We start from the raw sequence: 18,074 nt of genomic DNA, 5'->3' as shown, positions 1-18,074 counted from the left end.
TAATTCCCTGAATGCGGGAGATATCACGGGAATTGGGACTGTTGAGGAACACCGTGCGCAAATACTTACGCAGTTGTGCTGAGCAGAATCGCGCGCCGCAGTCGGGGCGCACGCAGAAGTTTGATCCGTTCAAGGTCTATCTGCATGATCGAGCTAGAGCGGCGCATCCGACCTGGCTGCCGGCGACAGCGCTGCTGATTGAGATTCGTGCGATGGGTTACGACGGCGGGCTGACGCAGCTCCGGGCCTATCGCGGTCGTTGAAGTCAATCAAGGCGCCGGAGCCGCTGGTGCGCTTCGAAACCGATCCGGGACAGCCGATGCAGGTCGACACGGATCGTGTTCCGTCGTGGCAAGCTGCTGCTGTCTGCATTCGTCGCGACGCTCGGTTACAGTCGGGCGAGCTACGTCGAGTTCGTGACCGACGAACGACTGCCAACGCTGCTGGGTTGCCACGAGTGTGCGTTCGATTTCTTCGGTGGGGTTCCTCGCGAGGTTCTGTACGACAGCGTCAAGACGGTAGTCCCCGTGGTTGAACTACGTTCGCTAGCCCGTCGAAATTCTGCCGGGGTTAGGTATTGCAAACTCGAATGCGGGCGCACTTCGTTGTAGTGTGTTCGCCAGTCTTCGATCACGATCTTCGCTTCGCTTTGATTCCGAAACCACTCCATCGCCAAACATTCATCACGGAATTTTCCGTTGAAGCTTTCGTTGGTGCCGTTCTGCCATGGCTTGCCTGGATCAATTAGCGCTGTCTCGATCTGCTCCTGGACCGCCGATTTCAAAAGCGCCGTACTGACAAACTCCGGCCCGTTGTCTGACCGAAGATAACGTGGTGCGCCGTGCACGCTGATCAATCGACCGAGCACCTCAATGACTCGACGTGAGCGAATCGATCCCGCCACATCGATCACGGCCGAGGACGATACCTTCGCGCTCACCACTTTTTTGCGCCGATCTCCCGCATGACCTCAATCTCGAGGTCCCGCTTGGCCACCTCAGGCACGGTGTCTCGATCCGCCTCGCGCAGTATCCGCACAATCTGTTCGTCGCTGTACCGGCTCTTCTTCACGCTTTCGGATTCTGGTATGACGTTCCAGAGCCAGAAGAAGATGTCTTCGTGGCCGCACTCATCTCTTTGACAATTCTCGCTAATTCTTGCCTGAAACAGCCCACTTAACACCTATCCGATCATATAGGGCGAATGAGCGTGGGCAACCTGTTGAGTGCCCCCACGTATCTGAGGACACGAGGACTCTCTTAGGGGGCATGCCGGGATAAAGTCGGAAATGACACATAACATCAATAGTTATGACAATAGTCCGTCTTATCTCTAGATTTAAGGGACGGTGACACCCGAAATCTGTTGCCGGCACTTGCGCTATTTCCATGCAGTAAAAGTCTGGCTCATCTGTCTTGCTCGTTGGAGCTCGTCGCTATGCAAATCGCCGAACGCCGAACGCGCCAACGGCGGCAACGCGACTTTGCCGTGTTTTTCGCCTTTGTCGTCGACATGCGGCCAATGCTCCCCTTGCTCGCTTGGCCGGATGTCGCCCAGCGTGGCACCCACCAACTCGTCCGCTTCGATCTTGCCAAGAACATATTCGCCGTTCACGGCGTGAACGAGAGTGGCAAGGCGGTACTGACCAAACCGCGCGTCTCACGTGACCAGTTGGTTGCGCTGATCGCACAACTTCCACCGTGCCATGATTGGCATGGAGGCCTGCTCCGGAGCGCATCACTGGGCTCGTGTGTTCCAGCAGCACGGCCACATGGTGAAGCTGATGGCGCCGAAGCTCGTGGCCCCATACCGGATATCGGGCAAGCGAGGCAAGAACGACGCTGCCGATGCGGCGGCCATATGCGAAGCAGTGATGCGTCCGAGCATGCATTTTGTGCCGCTGAAGGATGAACACCAACAGGCCACGCTCTGCCTGCACCGGACCGGGCAGGGTTTCGTCGAGGAGCGCAGCAAGCGGCTGATGCAACTACGCGGTATCGGTCCGACCACGTCGAGCGCGCTACTCGCGAGCCTTGGAGCCGGACATGACTTCAGGAGCGGACGCCAGGTGGCCGCATGGCTTGGCCTAACGCCTGATACAGCAGCGGCGGCAAGGCACGGTTGGGTAGCATCACAAAGGCAGGCGACGCTTATCTGCGCTATCTTCTGGTGGAACGGTGCGCACGCCATTATTGCGAGTCTCGGCGAGAAGCAGGACCGCTTCAGCCGTTGGGTGCGAAGCCTTGTTGAGCGGCGCGGATATTGGCGCGCGGCCGTGGCGATCGCAGCGAAAAATGCGCGAATGGCGTGGGCGATCCTGAAGTACGGTGATGATTTCAAGCACGAGCCTGCGGCCTCGTAAGTTCCACAAGCCGTTCATCAGGCGAACACCAACAGAAGTAACGGTAGTCTGAGCGAATAAACGATCGCTTTGCACTGCCAGCGGTGATGTGAAGCGGGTTGGACCCGCGCGGAGCATGCCTGAAAATCGTACGGGGGAGATCTACTTCCCGATTAGCGAACGAGGTCCTTGCGCTCAACGGGGAAGCCCTTATAGTGCGTTTTTTTCCGTTTTCTGCGACGCCCCCAGGTAAAGCTTCAGCAATTGCGCTCCACGCTCGCCTACGCGCGATTGCCAGACGCCTACCGCGCTCAGACCCGCGTCGCGCAGCGCCTGTTGCACGGACGGCGTAGGCGTGTCCTGAATCGTCACGCCGTTGCCACGCATGCGGGCGGTGTTCTCCGCCACTCGTGTGTTCAGCCGTGCCCACTGCTTGTTTTCGGTGGCCTTGGCTGCGGAGGTGACGGCATCGCGCTGGGCCGCCGTCAAGGCCTGCCATGTGGCGGTGTTCATACTTGTAAACGACAGTGGCATGGCATAGCCGATGGCCGTGAAGTACGGCAGGTACTCCCACAGCTTGCGACCGGCACCGCCATCGCCCGACGACAGGACGGCATTCACCGAGCCGTCCTTCAGGTCCGGCATGGTGTCGGCAAATGCCAGGTTCTGCGCTTTCGCCCCGGCCGCGCGCATCACCTCCGCAGAGGTTTCATCGTAGGCGCGCACCGATAGCGTGCGCAGATCGTCAGGCGTGTCAACAGCCTTGCGTGACCACAGGCCTGTGGGCGGCCAGGGCGTGATATAGAGCAGGTGCTGGCCTTGCTTCTCAAAGGCGCGTGCGTAGTCGGCGCGAGCCAGGTCCGCCAAGCGGTGTGCCTTGTCGACGGACGTTGCGACAAACGGCAGGGAAGACAGCAGGAAGATCGGATCGACCTCGCCCAGCGCACCGCCAAATGCGTCGCCGGCTTGCAGCTTGCCCTCGCGGATCGCGGCAGGCATCTGGGCGGATTTGACGCCAGCGCTGGCATCGAAGGTTGGTTTCGGGACGATTGCGCCCTGCGTGCGGGCAGCAACTTCTTGCGCAAATGTTGTCAGTCCCTCGCCCGGCATCGACGTTGCCGGGTATTCAGTGGCCATCTGCCAGACCATCGGCGCAGACTGCGCATGGGCGATGGGGGCGAGCAGGGCGAGGACACCAACAGCAAGGCCTGCGGTGATGGCAAACCGCAGCGCGGCCTGAGCAAATGGATAGCGAAGAGGGCGCATGGTAGGGACGGATGAGGGCGTAGTGGTGCAGAGGGGATGATCTTGGCACAGAGGTAGCGTAACAACTGTAAGTTTTTGGTGCTCGTGACGTTAAGCGCGATACCGATTGAATTTTCACAATACGGAAGACGGAATTTTCTGGGATTTCGGCTTACTATCCCAAAGTTGAGGGAACTCTAGGAGAAAGGGTTGCCGGTAGATCCCGAGGTGCTCAAGGTGCTTCCCCATCTGCTTCGCAACCCACATCGGATGTTCGCCGGCAGAGAGCATCATTGACGCGTACGTGTGCCGGGTCTGATATGGGTTTCGGTACCGAACTCCAGCGTTGATCGACGTCGGTGTCTCGGTCTGGCGCGATGAGGTCCGGCGCTTCGAGAAGCTGCCAGCCGTTCAGGTACAGCGGCGCAGGCTTCTCGCGCTCGCCGCCATTCACGGGCGCGGTGTATAGCGCAACGCCGGATTTGCGATTGATGATGCACGTTGCATTTACGCCGGGGGTTTTCTGAAGCCACTCGACGTCCTCCTCAACGCCGTCGAGGTCGTCTTGAGACATGTTGGAGATCGACACCAGGGGTGGCCGCCGGGAATCAGGCGAAGGGCCTGGAGTTCGGTGTTGAGCACGTCTCGCGCCCAAGCAATGGCTTTCGCGTTGTGCTGTCGGCATGTCCCAGACTGTTCGAAATCGAATCCATCGACGACGATAGCGACGCCATGTGTGCCGTCGCGTTGGATGGTGATACGCCCGATCTTTTTCAGGTCGGTGTAGTCGGGGTCAGGGCGAGCGAATACGTGGCCGGGCATCGGGAACCTCGGAAGTGAAAGTTGGGAAGGGCACTCCGGCAGAACGCCGGGGCGATGCGGCTTTAACCATGTCGGCCATGGCCTGTGAGCGTTCAGGCTCGCTCCGGTGCAATGGAGCGGGCTACCGGGATCGACCCGGTGTATTCAGCTTGGAAGGCAGGTGCCTGACCACTCAGCCAAGCCCGCGCTTATACTTTCCAGAACTAACATCTAGGAAATCTCTGATGCGCCGGCGCAGCAATGAGCATTTGATGTGGCCCGTCGTCGACCGCAGGCGGCGTGCCGTCTGGATCCGGCTTGGCTTTCTGGCCGGAGCGGCACTACTTCTTGGATTAAGCTACTACTGTCTATCCGCAGCGTACGAAGCTTTCGCGTTCCATAAGCCTCTATTGTGGGGGCGTTACTCGCCCAGAACCTATCGGTTCGAGGATGGAACCACAGCGTACTTCTACGTTGCCAGCCTGCACCTTGTCGGCGGTATCACCTCTGGTGGCACGAGCGTCTGGTACTTGCTCAAGGGAATATTCGAACGACCGTGGCTCTAGGACTCTCGAGAGAGCAGCCCCGATTTGCCAGCGTATCGGGGATACGGGCTATTTAACATCGCCGCGCCGACGCGGGTCTGCTCGCTTGAAGGTGCTTCTGTTACGATTCAATTTATCGAAACGTGCAACGCACGTCCCTCAGAGGTGGCTTCCTGAGGCTGATGATGACAGGCTCGCTTTTTGCTGTAGCTACTGCTGGGGCTAAGCCGTCGTTAAATTGATGCGGGCGCAGCCAGTTGTATCGGCGCATCAGGTAATGGCAATCAGCGCGTACGTTCGATCCCTTCCGACATTAAGAGCGCGGTAGCTTTTTTAAATGGCCTTCTCGCGCTCAAGGCGATCGATGCGCGCCTCAAGCTCCTGGATCGATTGGACCATTACAACTCCGACATCGCGTGCCAACCTGAACACTCGCTCCGGTGACAGGGAGGATATGCTCATTTACCTGTTTGCCGGTTCGAGCGGCGATAGTCGACGTGAATACGACGACTCGGCTGCTCCGGTGTTAAACGCTATCTCGCGTCATATTTTCGTTGTGCATCCCTGACTTGCTCCCCGTTGTCCTTGGCCCAATCAACCAGTCCTTGAGTCGGGGCCAGTAAGCTCTTTCCGAGATCCGCCATCTCATACTCGACGCGCGGCGGCACCTCAGGAAACAACTCGCGAATTACCAGGCCGTCACGTTCGAGATTCTTCAGGGTCGAAGAGAGCATCCGTTGCGAAATCCCCGGAATCGCACGTTCAAGCACGGAGAATCGAGCGCGTCCGCCGAGAAGGTCAAGCGAAAGCACACTGAAGATCGTCCACGTGTCACCAATCTTCGTTAGCAGTTCTCGAACTGCCATCGGGTCAGAGCATCAGGTAAGCCAGCGAGCAACGGTGCTCGCCGGTTGATGAATAGAAGCGTGTGACATCAGGCCACACGTTCCCAAGCGGTAAAGTTCGCGTTTCCGGTGGACCCCATTGCTTCGATCACGACCTCGTTATCAAAACCGCGAAGCCGCTCCTGCATGGCTTTAAGAAGCCGGTGGTCACTGTCGGCGTGTTGAGGGTAGGCAAGCTTGAGGGCGTCACCGACGTAAAGCTCCCAGAAGACATCGTCAACGACAGGCCCCTCGTCCGTCGTTCTGATCACGATCTTTGTCAGCACATCCCAATTCACCGACCGGGTGCGCCCGTTCGGGAATGTGACCGTAATGGAATCATCGTCGTGCGTCACAGTGATTGCGCCGACATTGCCCGCCACTGGACTCGCCGCCACCTTACGGTTATGCGTTCGTAGGGGCAGGAGCCGCAAACCGAAATAGATGGCGGCAAGGCCAAAAACGCTTATCCCGATAAGTCTGACGGCGTCGCTCGTGTCGGGTGACGTGCTCAGAAATCCGACGGCCGCGAAAGCCAATCCGGCCAGTAAGCGGGCGAAATTGCCCCATTTGGTTGATTTCGAGTTGGTTTGCATCGCCAGTTACAAGGAGTACTTCGGTCGTCGATCGCGAAGGTAAGGCTAGCACAACGAAGTTTCCCGGGACATTCGAAATGCCACCGACTCGGCGTGATTCGGGTTCAGTGTCGACACGGCACTTCGCACGGAGGGTAGCCCCATCAGCGGCGCAGTTCATTTCTCCAGCTTTTCTCTGCTTCTGGCGACCACCGACGTTTCTTCTCCAGGCCAGTCAATGCGACCCCATGACGCGAATGGCATCAGCACAACCTCTTCTCAATGTCTGCCGCAGTGCAGCCTAGTGAGGGAGCTTGCACCGCGCCTTTGCCGGTGATCGTCGAAATCCATTGCCAGTACATCGCGACGTCGGTGAATAGATTGGGCCGATCAACTGTACTGCATTGAAAGGGCCCGAAACTGACGACGCCCAATTGTATTTCGCTGGTGCCCCAATGTCCGACCAGTGGGCCACCGCTATCACCGCTGCAAACGCCCACTGGGGTACCCGCTGATTTTTGCGCCGCGCAGAGCAAATCGGTGCTGAGAATACTAGGCTGCCAGGCAGTCGAGCACGTTGTGGTGTCAACGAAACTGAGTGATGCCGACTGTAATGTCGAAGGCGAGCCGGATCCCGATTTCGTCGTCCCCCAGCCGCCAACAAAGAGTGAGTCAACGTCTGCCTTTTGAGACGCGGCGCTCGCGATATACAGACGAGGTGTAGGCGCGCGGGCAGCCGGAACACGAAGCAATGCAATGTCGTGTCCCATTGGAAGCGGCTTGTTTGCCGCTATGTCGATGCGCTGTTGTTTGAGTGGGACGCATTGAAAATTCTCGTGGCGACGGATGTCGGTCACTGGGCGCGTGGGGCTGTTTGCCGTCTGGACGAGTACGCCAGCAGAGACTTTGAGCGATTGCGGGAGAATCTCCTGGCACTCAACGTTGAATGTGCAATGGGCCGCTGTCAGCACCCAGCCATCGGCTATTACCGTGCCGCTGCATATATACCCGGCTGGGAAGCTCGCCCCCTCCTGGATGATTGCGGCCATATATCTGGCGGTCTCGGGGGCAGCCTTGGTGCCGCCATTAATGAAAGGGTCATAGGCTCTCATTCCTAGCGGCGCGACTTGGGCGCTTGCCATTGATACGAGGCAAGTGGCAAGTAACCCCGCAGCGAGACGAGCGCTCATTGGTCCGTTTCCGGATAAGGAGGGGGACGGCCTACAGCACGATACGCATTATTTGCTGCATACCAAGCCGCCTGGCGCTTCATCCGCAACTCAGTGAACTTGCTCGCGGGACTGTCTGCCGGCAACTCGTCAAGCCGGTTCTGAGCCAAGGTTACCTGGAAATCGGCGTCCACCACGGCTTGCTGTAGCGCTCGCTGCGCGGAATCCTTCGCATCCTTCGCCTGGTCCGTCATCGGTGGCAATTGATCAGTAATGACCTTGCTGACGTCGGCTTTACTGTCTGCCAAAACGTCACCGAAGAACTTTGCGGCCTTGCTGCCAGGAATAACTTCCGACACAACGACCAGCGTCGCGACCCGAGTATGGAGTTTAGAAGGCGCCTCCGCGAGGGTGCTTGGTTCCGTGCAGATGTAACCCTTTGGCGCCGGCATGGCGAGCTGCTGCTTTCGCACGGTTGGGTCGGGCCAGCAAGTCTTTGCGGCCCAGACGAGCGAGGTGGGGCGGAGTTCGGCGTCTGCCTTTGTGGAAGTCGCGGCTTCAAGGGCGACTTGGTTACGCCAGTTGCATTCGGCAGGTACCGTACGCTGAGCACTGGCCAATGGCTTATTGCTCTGCGCCACGCCCTTGCAGTAGGCATCAAGCTTGGCCGTGTAGCGTCCGTCGTTGTAAACGCTGGGCTCCTTTCCCGGAGGCGCCTCATAGCCCGGTTCGGCTCGCTTCTTCTTCTCGTTGGAAATCTTGTACTGAGCGTCGAGGAGCGATGCTGCCCGGTCTTTGCTGGCCCAGGCGGTCTCAACATCACTGACGTACTTGGCACCCCCGGTCGAGACTTCTGGAAGAGGCATAAAGTCTGAGACCTGTGCACTTAGCACTGGATCGGACGCGACATAGACAGTGTGATCGGAGAGCCCCTTGAATGCCAGGTCGGTTGATGCGAAGGGTTTGGCTGCACCAATGGCTGTCAGACTGACGGTGAAGTTGTAATCGCGCTTGCTGCCACCGAAGAACGAGTGGACACGCCAGTCGCCGATTTCGAGATAAGTGGGTACAAGCCTGAAGAGCTTGCCTTCCGGGGCGGGTTCAACCGCCGCCATGAAGATCATGCGTGGATTGATAAATCCACCCACGTGCGGGGCGTTGATGCGCCACCGGTGCGGTTCTTCCTCCGTTAGGGGCGCGTTGAAGTTCTCGGCCTCGACAGCGACGATGCACCTGGCCTGAAGGGCGTTCCGGCGTTGGCGGAGATACTCGTAGAAGAACGCATCGGTGCGCGCGGAAAGCAGGTCGGGTCTGTCGCTTCCCGCAGCTTGTAGCTTCTTGGCGGCCAGGTCGATGCCGGCCGCTATCAGCTTCGGTGCGAGCACGGTGATTACTGCTCCCACTATCGGCGCAAACTTCTGGGCGCCTTCTTCGGCGTCTTGTGCGGGTAGTCCTTTGGGACATGGGCTATTTAGCCATTCCACGCGAAGCTCATTGGCGCCAGCCGCGTTGCTCAGGGTCAGAACGACGGCAAGGGCGACGGGATACACGCGTTGCTTACCATTGCTGACCATATGCACACTCCCCCGAGTAGTTTGCAGAAGTCTAACTGGGGCGAATGACTCGTCACATCATTCAAACGGAGGATGGTTGAACCGGAAGAAGGCCCTCATCACTCATTCGGATGCGCGCGCGCTGATCGTGGTCGGGAAAACGGTCACCGCTCGAAAACAATCGGGTAAGCAATGTGGGGCGTTAATGCGCAATTCTCCTCGGCCGAAGAACTTGCACTGACGGTCGGGCGCTTCCGCGCATCAAACGTTACGGCATTGAGGTCAGACGTTCTTGTCCTCCTGGTGCCTATCGGTCAGACAGATCAGCCTATCGATAAAATGGCGTCCGGAGGGCGAGAAGACATCGCTCCGTGTCCATATCATTTTGAGGGCCTCACTCATGCGAAAACTCACTTTCCTGTTCCTCGCCTGCACGGTCTTGCTCGCAAGCTGCGCCGTGTACGTTCCTGATGACGGTCCCCATGGCGGGCGCGGCGGCCCCGGCAACGGTTTCTGCCCGCCGGGACAGGCGAAGAAGGGGAACTGCTGACGAAACTGGCGCGGCCGGCGCCAGCATCTGCATTGCCAGCGATGGATGGCGGCGAGAAGACGGTGATGGTGGGTGGCGTGGCTATCGATCCGTCGAAGACCATCGCTCAGATGTGATCCCGGTTATGGGCAAGGTGTCGATGCCACAACGACAACGGGGGCATCGAAGACGCCGATGCCCCGCTTTCGAGCGCGAGATAGGCGCCCGTGGTCAGATACGTTCTGAGAGATTTCCCGCCATTCATCCGCATCCGAACCGCGCTTGGGGCGCGACTCGGAACGCGTCACCTTCACTGTCAGGCGAACTGCGGATTAGTGTCTTACAGTCGTCTCAAGTGGACCGCCGACAACTCACCACGACGGCCGCACCGCATAGGCGTTGCGACAATACGAGCGACCAAACTGTGTCGGCTCGAAGTGCTTGCCGACCCGGTGGATCAGTTCGCGAGCAAGAAGGGCATTGATAACCGCATCGGAGGGCTGTTTGGCGCTCTTTTCAGCGATGCGCTGAAGTGCGACGGTGATGGCCTGCGTCGAGAGGGTGAGCATGACATGCTCCTGTAAAAGTTCTATGGACCCTTAGGGCCTTCTTTGACAAGCGTGCTTCTCAATTGGGCAATTTGCGTTCGCCATTACCGGACAGGCAAAACCATCTCGAGATTCGGCGATGCTGGGCCAGTCTGGTCCCAAGGCTCCTGTGGCTCAATGCGATCGCATACGCCACGGCGGCGACGGAGAAAAGCCTGGCGCCATCTGGCGGCAGGTACCCGGCGTAAAGAAACCAGTTCGGGGCGATGACCATGGCGATCTCGGGATTCGCTCAGGATTTGACAAGCCCGTCGCGGACGATGTCGTCAATCAGCGACTGCGCGTAGCTATTTCCCGCACGTCGCGCCTCGCCAATGGAGTCGAACGGCAGACTCTCCAGGCGAAACACTTTGGGATCAGTGGACGACGTCGGATCTTCCAGCGTGGTTCGGGAGATTCGAACAGATACTCCGAACGTCCGGTCGTGCTTTCGCTCGACCGAGTCAGCGTCTTGATGGCGGAATACGAACGTCTCTAGGCGGAAGCCCCTGTAAAACGGGATTACGTAGGCCATACTGCCTCCGGCTGTGCGAGTCCCCACGGTCCACCGCACGCAGTGGCGGTGACATGAGGGAACCCGCAAACGGGACTAATTAGGTCGGCTTGATGTTCGAAGCCTGCAAGCCCTTCGGGCCGCGCGTGACGTCAAATGAGACGTGCTGATTTTCCTGAAGGCTTCGGAATTCAGTGCGTCCTTGCGGCTGAATTTCCGAAAAGTGCGCGAACAAATCGTCGCCACCGTCATCCGGCTTGATGAAGCCAAAGCCTTTGCTATCGTTGAACCACTTAACAATTCCGGTACTCATGCAAACTCCTGGTTTTCCCGGCGTGCAGCCATCGCGGAATGCATGGGACAGCGCCAGTGGCGGACAAACAAGAAATTCAGAGATCGGAAGTGTCTCGCAAAGATCGGTGAGATCGACGCTGGATCGATAAAAGTCAGACTTGATGTTCGATCAGCTACTTATACGCGGATTTGACCGACAAAACAACACTTTTCGGCGCGCCTAGTGAATGTCCTGTGTGCCCAATGGCCCGCCGTCGGAGGGGCGCGATACCCCTCCACCCGCAGTTTGCCATCACCGAGATGAGCCGCCTCCCATGGTCATCCTTTCACGATGGGCGGCTCCCCCTTGCCGGGCGAGTACAGGATGAGACTCGGGTTGACCAATCGGTCTGACGACACTACCGCGTGCGCATACGTATCGAAGTAGATCGCATTTTCGGAATCTGCGACGTGGCGCTTCTGTATTTCTTTGGTCAACTCACACCACTCGAAACCCAGGTACTTCTTCTGCTCGTAAAACCAGACGACGTGTCCTTCGCGGGCGAGCGACCGGGGAATGAACAGTGCCGCATCCTGCTCGCCGGGTGTCATGTCAGTGTCGTTCGTTGGATTGTCGTCGCTATTGCGCGAATCGTTCATCGAGATCTCCTGCGCTTGAAGTGCTCCGGGGGCCACTTCGATCATCGCAGTTTTGCCGATACCCGCGTTTCAGTAACTTCCGAATTGATCGACATTTCGGTCGAGGTGTCCATTGAGGCCGATGGGTGAAAAGCCCGCGATATGCAGGAATTCGTCGTTGCCGGGCAGCCAAGAAATGACGTGACGACGAACAGGGCCGGCAGCACGAGAACGCCCGGTTGCAATATCGCGGGGAAGTATGACGGCAGCAGCGAGAGCAATGGAAGGCACCAGGCGAGGCAGACGATGGCACGGTCGCGGTTCGTCCATGCGTCTCGAGTCGTCCGATCGTGGCAAAGATAGACGATCGGCAACAGCAGCCATGCCAGATCGTAGTGAAGGATGTACGGCTGGATCATCAGCGTAGCGATGACTGCGGCCGTTGCCTTGACTGCGAAGCGAGCCCTGCGGGTCCAAAGCCGGAGCGTCGTCAGCACGACGGGGATGGCAACGACGGCATGTACGGCATACGCCACCGGCACGCTGCCCCCGAGCCGCCTGACGGTGGCGAACACCGATGGCATTGCCCGCATGACTCCGCCCGAGGCGTTTTCAGCGACAGTCGCGTTGAACCACGATGCCGCCTCGAAGCACTTGATCCAGAGGGGGATGCCGAACGTCAGGCCGCTGACGGCCGTGAAGAGCGTCGCCGTGATCGCCATCGCAGCCAGCGCCCGGAAATGCCGTCCGCAGAGGAACAACAAGGGAAAGAGCACGGCCACACGGCCAAGTGGGGCTTGAACATCAGCATGCCGGCGCAAACACCGGCCAGCCACGGGCGGCGCACCAGCAGACCGAACGCGCCGGCGACAATTGCCGCCGCGCTCATGACTGCCTATGCGTCACCATGACATCCCGGTTGTCTCTCAATGACGATTAGGCGAGACAACTCCGCGCGAGCCTGATAATATACGTTTCGTAGTCATTTCATATATAAAGGTCCGTAACATGGGTATCGTCAAGATATCGGAGCAAATGCATGAGGCGCTGCGCAATACCAGCGGCGCGCTTAGTCGCTCGATCAACGCGCAAGCCGAGCATTGGCTGCGTGTCGGCATGCTCGCCGAACTGAATCCCTCGCTGAGCTATGGCGAAATTTGCCGCAAGCTTATCGAATCCGATGCGGCATCGGCCGGTGAGGCCGGTGCGATCGCTCCCCCGGCAACCGGTGCACCTGTCACCGCATTCAACAAGGTGGCGTAATGGTGCGCGAACACGTTGTTATTCGCTCGAAAGAAGAAATTGCCCTGTCACGTCGCGCAGGTGAAATGGCTGCGCAGGTCCTCGCGATGATCGGCGAACATGTCAAGCCGGGCGTCACGACCGATGAACTCGATCGCCTCTGTCACGACTTCATCGTGAACGAACTGAAGGCGGTCCCTGCGAACATCGGCTATCACGGCTATCCGAAGACGGTGTGCGCGTCGGTGAACCACGTTGTCTGCCACGGCATTCCCGGTGAAAAGAAGCTGCATGACGGCGATATCGTGAACATCGACGTCGCGCTCATCAAGGATGGCTGGTTCGGCGACACGAGCCGCATGTACTACGCCGGCAAGCCAAGCATTCTCGCCAAGCGTCTGGTCGACACGACTTACGAGGCGATGCTCGCGGGCATTCGCTCGGTGCGCCCTGGCGCAACGCTCGGTGACGTTGGCTATGCGATTCAGTCCGTGGCACACCGGGAAGGCTTCAGCATCGTGCGCGACTATTGCGGGCACGGTATCGGCACCACGTACCACGACGATCCGCAAGTGTTGCATTGCGGACGTCCGGGCACGGGGCTTACGCTGCGGCCGGGCATGATCTTCACCATCGAGCCGATGGTCAATGTCGGCAAGCCGGATACGAGGCAACTGGCGGACGGCTGGACTGTCGTGACCCGCGACCGCTCGTTGTCGGCGCAGTGGGAGCACATGGTGGCCGTGACCGAAACGGGCTTCGAGGTTCTCACCCAATGGCCAGACGGCCTGGGTGAATATGCCCGCTTCGGCACGCTTGAGAGCAGCGCGGCCACCGCCAACGCCGCCTGATTTCGGGGGATGCACTGGGGCGCGGTGTTTGCCGCCTCAGTCATCGTCCGGTGCGTCGCCGAGCATCTGCAGATGCTCGGCGAAGCGGTGGTACAGCCAGCCGGAAACGCTGGTGGCGACCGCTACCCATGCGATGGAGAGCGCCGTTTGCAGAATCAGCGTGCCGAGCACGACGGTCGTGGCCGCCGGTCTGAAGTGCAGAACCACTGCGAACAGGATCGTCACGATCACGCCGGCAATGATCAATGGCAGGATGGTGCCGAGCGTCGTGCCGAACATCACCCAGAAGTGCCCGCGAGAGTCTTGCCACGCTGCACGCCAGCGCTTGCTGCGTCCCGCCCCAATCTGCGGAAAGATCAGCGACACGCGAATCAGCACGAAGCCCAACGCGCACATCAACAGAACGAAAAACGTGCCGAGCGCTGCATAGGAATCACTGCGTCCCGCCATACGCGAGGCGAATGCGACGCAGAACGCCGCAATGAACCACACCACGGCGAGGCTGACGCAGATCTGGATCGACGTCCAGAGGTAGCGCCAGAGATCGCGTCCGTACCAATGAGCTTGCCGCGCAGCGTCGGGGCCGAGAACCGTGTAACGCACCACATGGACGGCGAGCACGGAAAACGTCACGATGTTCACGAGCGCCACACCGAAGGACATGAGCGCGAGGCGCAGCCGGAAAACGGCGGGTTCACCGGTTTGCGCCGCCGTGAGCGCGAGTTGCTTGAACGAGACGCCAAGTGCCGACGTGACAAGCAGGACGATGGCAATCGTCAGGCATAGCAAAGGACGATTGCGTAATGCGTTGAAGCCGTCGCGCCATGCTCCTTTGAAACACTGCTTGAACGTAGTCGGTTCCATGTTTCCCCTTGAGCGAATATCGCTTCGTTGATCGAAGCTGTCAGGCGTGAGCGCGTCATGACGCCGCCATTCTTGCAGATCGGCTCAGGACTGACAAATACACCCGCTGGCGGGGTGTCGGCAGGAAAGCCGGACGTGAGGGGCGGAAGACGGGGAGGGCTTTGATGCCTGCGACGCGCAATGCGTCTCGCGGGCGGCGCTTTGGGAACGCGTCAGGCCGCCATGACCTTGCGGAGGACTTCGGCATGCGTGACCACGCCGATGAGCCTTGCTGCGTCGTCCAGCACGGGCAGTGTGCCGTGCCGTTGCATCATGAGTAGCGGCAGCAGTTCAGAGAGCGGCATGCCGGCCGTGGCTGTTTTCAGATTCCCCTGCATGAGATCGCGCACTGCCGGGCGTTGTCCCGCACCGATCGCGACGCCGAATCGCGGCCAACGCTGACGTTGTGCGCGACGCGTATGAAGGTCATGCCGCGTTACCAGCCCGATCACCCGTGCGTCGCCGTCAACGACCGGCAGGGCTTCGAGTCCGTGACGTTGCAACAGGCGCCATGCCGCAGGGGCTTCGTCAGTGGCCCGAACCTTCGCCAGCGGTGCAGACATGACGTCGGCGCAGGTCAGCTCACGGGCGCGTCGCGCATAGGCTTCGCGTTGCGTATCGCGCAGCAGGCTGGCCAGATCTTCGGCGGAAATGTCGAGCATTTCGCTGTGACGGGCGAGCGCTTTTTCCGCATCGGCAGTCGTGACGGGAATGGCTGAGGCATCGACCCTTCGGGCAGGGGCTTGTGCGCGAGCGGCATGCGGATAGCGATGGCCGGTGAGTGCGTGATATCCGATGGCGGCGCCAAGCAGTAGCATCGACTGTAGCGCAATCGGTTCGAGCACGAAGCCGTAGCCGAGCGAGTGAACGGCCGGGCCCCCAAGCACCGCAGTCAGCGCCACGGCGCCCGACGGCGGATGCACGCAGCGCAACGTAAACATCAACGCAATGGAGACGCCGACCGCCGTGGCGGCCGCCACGACCGGCGACGGGATGAACGTCGCGCACGTTACGCCGACGAAGGCCGCCACCAGGTTGCCACCGAGAATCGACCAAGGCTGGGCGAGGGGACTGGCAGGCACGCCGAAGAGCAGCACGGCAGAGGCGCCCATCGGCGCGACCAGCCAGGGGACGTAGGTGGCCGGGCCGAGCATCCAGAGCGTCAGGCCACCGGTCAGCGCGATCCCGCACAGTGCGCCGACGCCCGCGCGAAGTCGTTCTTTCCAATGCACGGCCACCACGGCAGGCAGAAAACCGGCCAGCCAATCCCTCACGTCCCGTCGAGTCACTGCCATGTTGTCTCTCTCCATCGGCCGCACCAATTGGGGGCGGCGTCTTGATATTTTGCGCATGATATATCGTATATCGATGGATTGGGAGGCAGGAAGGCGTGATTTTAATGCTGCGACGCAGCGAAATCATCGGGTCATGCAGCTTGGCGGCGAGATGGCGCACCAAATCGAGGAAAACGAGACGTCAAAGGCGCGAGACTTGCTCAGGAAAAGTCCGACGGATTTCAAGCGAGGGGAACGCGGGGGGGAGCGATGTCTGGCGAAAGCGAGAACCGTGTGTGTCCGTCCTGCCCTCGCAGCCATAAAAAAATGCCCGGTCATGCCGATTCGGGCATGCGCCGGGCGAGCAGGGACGCAGGGAAGAAACCTTTCCGGTACTTACCAACCGATGATCGGGTGCATCGAAACCGGCGGCGTGCTTGGCGCGCGTCGGGGGCGGGTCGGCGCGCCACTCGTCTTGGGGGACACGAGTGCGGCCGCCGGTTCGATGCGTCCGATGCTGGGTGACGGCCCGGTACGTCGGGCGCGTCACGCCTGTCTTGCTGACGTTCTATCGAGTTACGTACGCCAATCAGCGAACGGCCACGGTGGCATTGCCGCCGGGGGAGGCTGCCGTTGCCGGGGCAGAGGGCGCAGGCGTCGCCGGCGTGTTGGCCGCTGGCACATCCCCCCAACCGCCGCCGAGAGCACGGATCAGGTTGACGGTCGACACGGCTTGCGCACCCGCGAGCTGGGCAGCGCTGCGTTGCGACTGCAGCACCGTGCGCTCGGCATCGATGACGTCGAGGTAAGCAATCGAGCCCTCCTGATACTGCGTGCGCGAGAGTTGCGCAGCACGGTTCGACGATTTCACGGCGTCGTCCTGGGCGCGAGTTTGCGCCGCAAGCAGACGTAGATTCGACAGGTTGTCTTCGACTTCCTGGAACGCTACGAGCACCTGTTGACGGTAGTTCGCCACGTCCTCTTCGTACTGAGCACGGGCACGCGACAGATTGCCGCTGCGTGCACCGCCGTCGAAGATCGGCATCGAGAGCAGACCGCCGACCACCGGACCCAGCAAGAACGTGCGGCTCGACCAGTTGAACAGGTCGCCCAGAGTGGCGGCTTCGAAACCGCCCGAGCCGGTCAGCGAGAGCGACGGGAAGAACGCGGCTTTCGCAACGCCGATGCGTGCGTTTGCAGCGGCCATCGCCCGTTCGGCTGCTGCGATATCCGGACGCCGTTCGAGCAACGCCGACGGCAGTCCTGCGGGAATGCGCACCGCGACAGGCACGAGCGGCGACGGCGCGAACGTGAATTCCGCCGGCGTCTTGCCGAGCAGAATGGCCAGGCTGTGTTCAGACGCCGCGCGCAGGCGGGCGACGGCCAGCGCGTCGGATTGCGCCGTGGCCAGTTCGGCCTTGGCGCGTGCTACGTCCAACTCGCCGATATCGCCTTCGGTAAAGCGTCGTTGCACCAGCTTGAGGGCCTCTTCGCGCAGCGTTACCGTCTGCGTGTACAGCGCCTGTTCGGCATCGAGTTCGCGCAGGTTGAAGTAGTTCTGCGCGACGTCGGCTTGCAGCGCGAGCTGCACCGAGTGGAACAACGCTTCGCTTTGTTCGGCGTCTGCACGGGCGGCGGCGACGTTATCCGACACGCGTCCAAACAGATCGACCTCGTAGCCGACGCTCGCTTGCGCCCGCCACAGCGTGAACGGCGCGATATTCGTGCCGTCCGGCTGAAGCTGCGAGGCCGGCGAGACCTTCTGACGGGTGGGACCGAACCCGGCGTCGAGCGTCGGGAAAAGGGCGGCGCGGGCCTGACGCTGCACACCGCGCGCTTGTTGCACGCGGGCGGCGGCGGCCTTCAGGTTCTGGTTGGCGGACAGTGCGTCTGCTTCGAGCTGGTCGAGCGTGGCGTCGCCGAACACCTTCCACCATTCGCCGCGCGCCACGGCCTCGGAGGGCTCTGCGGTCTTCCAGGTCCCGGCTTCACTGGCCGGGAGCGCGGCTTCCTTGAAGGTCGTCGGTGTGCCTTTATCGGTCACCTTCGGCACTTCGTACGTGGGGGCCATCGAGCAGCCCGCCACCACCAGCAGGGTACCGAGCAGGCTCGAGACACCCAGACTGCGTTTGATCCATTGCGATTGCAT

At 60.3% G+C, this 18,074-nt stretch carries 17 protein-coding genes, 1 tRNA gene and 4 pseudogenes; 5 read left to right on the top strand and 17 right to left on the bottom strand.

The window, feature by feature from the left end; all coding sequences use genetic code 11:
- Nucleotides 1-11: 11 nt before the first annotated feature.
- A pseudogene (gene istA, locus PHO31112_RS24880) lies at nt 12-524 on the top strand (IS21 family transposase); the annotation flags it as partial.
- 26 nt (nt 525-550) lie between these two features.
- Here the strand turns inward: istA and PHO31112_RS24875 are convergent.
- Both PHO31112_RS24875 and PHO31112_RS24870 read right to left on the bottom strand, forming a co-directional pair.
- Nucleotides 551-943, bottom strand: a pseudogene (locus PHO31112_RS24875) (integrase core domain-containing protein); the annotation flags it as partial.
- Nucleotides 944-1,380: 437 nt separating this feature from the next.
- The gene (locus PHO31112_RS24870; protein ID WP_150624100.1) at nt 1,381-1,614 is read right to left on the bottom strand and encodes a hypothetical protein; all 234 of its coding nucleotides are present in this window, start codon (nt 1,612-1,614) and stop codon (nt 1,381-1,383) included.
- On the opposite strand from PHO31112_RS24870, the pseudogene PHO31112_RS24865 reads away from it, so the two are divergent.
- Nucleotides 1,522-2,362, top strand: a pseudogene (locus PHO31112_RS24865) (IS110 family transposase). The gene PHO31112_RS24870 and the pseudogene PHO31112_RS24865 overlap by 93 nt on opposite strands.
- 189 nt (nt 2,363-2,551) lie before the next feature.
- Here the strand turns inward: PHO31112_RS24865 and PHO31112_RS24860 are convergent.
- Complete coding sequence (locus tag PHO31112_RS24860; protein ID WP_150624098.1) at nt 2,552-3,607, bottom strand: TRAP transporter substrate-binding protein; 1,056 nt, start codon at nt 3,605-3,607, stop codon at nt 2,552-2,554.
- A 222-nt stretch (nt 3,608-3,829) separates the two neighbouring features.
- A pseudogene (locus PHO31112_RS27815) lies at nt 3,830-3,931 on the bottom strand (site-specific integrase); the annotation flags it as partial.
- Between the two features lie 249 nt (nt 3,932-4,180).
- On the opposite strand from PHO31112_RS27815, the gene PHO31112_RS24850 reads away from it, so the two are divergent.
- Nucleotides 4,181-4,426 (top strand): BTB/POZ domain-containing protein, encoded by a 246-nt coding sequence (locus tag PHO31112_RS24850; protein WP_150624094.1) that lies wholly within the window; start codon nt 4,181-4,183, stop codon nt 4,424-4,426.
- 94 nt (nt 4,427-4,520) lie between these two features.
- On the opposite strand, the gene PHO31112_RS24845 is transcribed toward PHO31112_RS24850, so the two are convergent.
- The 10 genes from PHO31112_RS24845 to PHO31112_RS24795 all read right to left on the bottom strand — a co-directional run bounded on the left by PHO31112_RS24845 (nt 4,521) and on the right by PHO31112_RS24795 (nt 12,431).
- Nucleotides 4,521-4,594 (bottom strand) — tRNA-Gly (locus tag PHO31112_RS24845).
- 871 nt (nt 4,595-5,465) lie between these two features.
- Nucleotides 5,466-5,798 (bottom strand): winged helix-turn-helix transcriptional regulator, encoded by a 333-nt coding sequence (locus PHO31112_RS24835; protein ID WP_150624092.1) that lies wholly within the window; start codon nt 5,796-5,798, stop codon nt 5,466-5,468.
- 68 nt (nt 5,799-5,866) lie between these two features.
- Entirely contained in the window at nt 5,867-6,412 is a 546-nt protein-coding gene (locus PHO31112_RS24830; protein ID WP_150624090.1) for a hypothetical protein, read from the bottom strand.
- A 242-nt stretch (nt 6,413-6,654) separates the two neighbouring features.
- Nucleotides 6,655-7,581, bottom strand: a complete 927-nt coding sequence (locus PHO31112_RS24825; protein ID WP_150624088.1) for a S1 family peptidase — start codon at nt 7,579-7,581, stop codon at nt 6,655-6,657.
- A complete protein-coding gene (locus tag PHO31112_RS24820; RefSeq protein WP_150624086.1) occupies nt 7,578-9,134 on the bottom strand; it encodes a hypothetical protein in 1,557 nt (518 codons plus the stop codon). Before PHO31112_RS24820 ends, PHO31112_RS24825 begins: the two co-directional genes overlap by 4 nt.
- A gap of 879 nt (nt 9,135-10,013) precedes the next feature.
- A complete protein-coding gene (locus PHO31112_RS24815) occupies nt 10,014-10,211 on the bottom strand; it encodes a hypothetical protein (RefSeq protein ID WP_010808136.1) in 198 nt (65 codons plus the stop codon).
- Between the two features lie 271 nt (nt 10,212-10,482).
- Nucleotides 10,483-10,764, bottom strand: coding sequence for a hypothetical protein (locus PHO31112_RS24810; protein WP_150624084.1), 282 nt, complete (start codon nt 10,762-10,764; stop codon nt 10,483-10,485).
- Between the two features lie 79 nt (nt 10,765-10,843).
- On the bottom strand, nt 10,844-11,056 hold the full coding sequence (locus PHO31112_RS24805) for a cold-shock protein (protein ID WP_010808134.1): 213 nt from the start codon (nt 11,054-11,056) through the stop codon (nt 10,844-10,846).
- Nucleotides 11,057-11,355: 299 nt separating this feature from the next.
- Complete coding sequence (locus PHO31112_RS24800; RefSeq protein ID WP_174995877.1) at nt 11,356-11,676, bottom strand: hypothetical protein; 321 nt, start codon at nt 11,674-11,676, stop codon at nt 11,356-11,358.
- A gap of 41 nt (nt 11,677-11,717) precedes the next feature.
- Nucleotides 11,718-12,431, bottom strand: coding sequence for a glycosyltransferase family 87 protein (locus PHO31112_RS24795; RefSeq protein WP_174995876.1), 714 nt, complete (start codon nt 12,429-12,431; stop codon nt 11,718-11,720).
- Between the two features lie 232 nt (nt 12,432-12,663).
- On the opposite strand from PHO31112_RS24795, the gene PHO31112_RS24790 reads away from it, so the two are divergent.
- Nucleotides 12,664-12,918, top strand: a complete 255-nt coding sequence (locus PHO31112_RS24790) for a ParD-like family protein (RefSeq protein WP_150624080.1) — start codon at nt 12,664-12,666, stop codon at nt 12,916-12,918.
- Nucleotides 12,918-13,748: a type I methionyl aminopeptidase gene (gene map / locus PHO31112_RS24785; RefSeq protein WP_150624078.1), complete on the top strand. Its 831-nt coding sequence runs from the start codon at nt 12,918-12,920 to the stop codon at nt 13,746-13,748. The genes PHO31112_RS24790 and map overlap by 1 nt, the downstream gene beginning before the upstream one ends.
- A gap of 36 nt (nt 13,749-13,784) precedes the next feature.
- On the opposite strand, the gene PHO31112_RS24780 is transcribed toward map, so the two are convergent.
- The 3 genes from PHO31112_RS24780 to PHO31112_RS24770 form a co-directional block, all read right to left on the bottom strand.
- Nucleotides 13,785-14,612, bottom strand: coding sequence for a hypothetical protein (locus PHO31112_RS24780; protein WP_150624076.1), 828 nt, complete (start codon nt 14,610-14,612; stop codon nt 13,785-13,787).
- A gap of 212 nt (nt 14,613-14,824) precedes the next feature.
- Nucleotides 14,825-15,946 carry an HPP family protein gene (locus PHO31112_RS24775; RefSeq protein ID WP_150624074.1) on the bottom strand — a complete coding sequence of 374 codons (1,122 nt, stop codon included), beginning with the start codon at nt 15,944-15,946 and terminating at the stop codon, nt 14,825-14,827.
- 568 nt (nt 15,947-16,514) lie between these two features.
- Complete coding sequence (locus PHO31112_RS24770) at nt 16,515-18,074, bottom strand: efflux transporter outer membrane subunit (protein WP_150624073.1); 1,560 nt, start codon at nt 18,072-18,074, stop codon at nt 16,515-16,517.

The organism is Pandoraea horticolens (assembly GCF_902459555.1).
Lineage (GTDB): Bacteria > Pseudomonadota > Gammaproteobacteria > Burkholderiales > Burkholderiaceae > Pandoraea > Pandoraea horticolens.
Note: the sequence above shows the minus strand (reverse complement) of the source record. Positions and strands in the feature narration are given on the sequence as shown.

Excerpts from the sequence above, each read along its gene's own strand:
- PHO31112_RS24860 (WP_150624098.1), bottom strand. The coding sequence starts at position 3,607 with ATGCGCCCTCTTCGCTATCCATTTGCTCAGGCCGCGCTGCGGTTTGCC.
- PHO31112_RS24835 (WP_150624092.1), bottom strand. The coding sequence starts at position 5,798 with ATGGCAGTTCGAGAACTGCTAACGAAGATTGGTGACACGTGGACGATC.
- PHO31112_RS24830 (WP_150624090.1), bottom strand. The coding sequence starts at position 6,412 with ATGCAAACCAACTCGAAATCAACCAAATGGGGCAATTTCGCCCGCTTA.
- PHO31112_RS24825 (WP_150624088.1), bottom strand. The coding sequence starts at position 7,581 with ATGAGCGCTCGTCTCGCTGCGGGGTTACTTGCCACTTGCCTCGTATCA.
- PHO31112_RS24820 (WP_150624086.1), bottom strand. The coding sequence starts at position 9,134 with ATGGTCAGCAATGGTAAGCAACGCGTGTATCCCGTCGCCCTTGCCGTC.
- PHO31112_RS24815 (WP_010808136.1), bottom strand. The coding sequence starts at position 10,211 with ATGCTCACCCTCTCGACGCAGGCCATCACCGTCGCACTTCAGCGCATC.
- PHO31112_RS24810 (WP_150624084.1), bottom strand. The coding sequence starts at position 10,764 with ATGGCCTACGTAATCCCGTTTTACAGGGGCTTCCGCCTAGAGACGTTC.
- PHO31112_RS24805 (WP_010808134.1), bottom strand. The coding sequence starts at position 11,056 with ATGAGTACCGGAATTGTTAAGTGGTTCAACGATAGCAAAGGCTTTGGC.
- PHO31112_RS24800 (WP_174995877.1), bottom strand. The coding sequence starts at position 11,676 with ATGAACGATTCGCGCAATAGCGACGACAATCCAACGAACGACACTGAC.
- PHO31112_RS24790 (WP_150624080.1), top strand. The coding sequence starts at position 12,664 with ATGGGTATCGTCAAGATATCGGAGCAAATGCATGAGGCGCTGCGCAAT.
- map (WP_150624078.1), top strand. The coding sequence starts at position 12,918 with ATGGTGCGCGAACACGTTGTTATTCGCTCGAAAGAAGAAATTGCCCTG.
- PHO31112_RS24780 (WP_150624076.1), bottom strand. The coding sequence starts at position 14,612 with ATGGAACCGACTACGTTCAAGCAGTGTTTCAAAGGAGCATGGCGCGAC.
- PHO31112_RS24775 (WP_150624074.1), bottom strand. The coding sequence starts at position 15,946 with ATGGCAGTGACTCGACGGGACGTGAGGGATTGGCTGGCCGGTTTTCTG.
- PHO31112_RS24770 (WP_150624073.1), bottom strand. The coding sequence starts at position 18,074 with ATGCAATCGCAATGGATCAAACGCAGTCTGGGTGTCTCGAGCCTGCTC.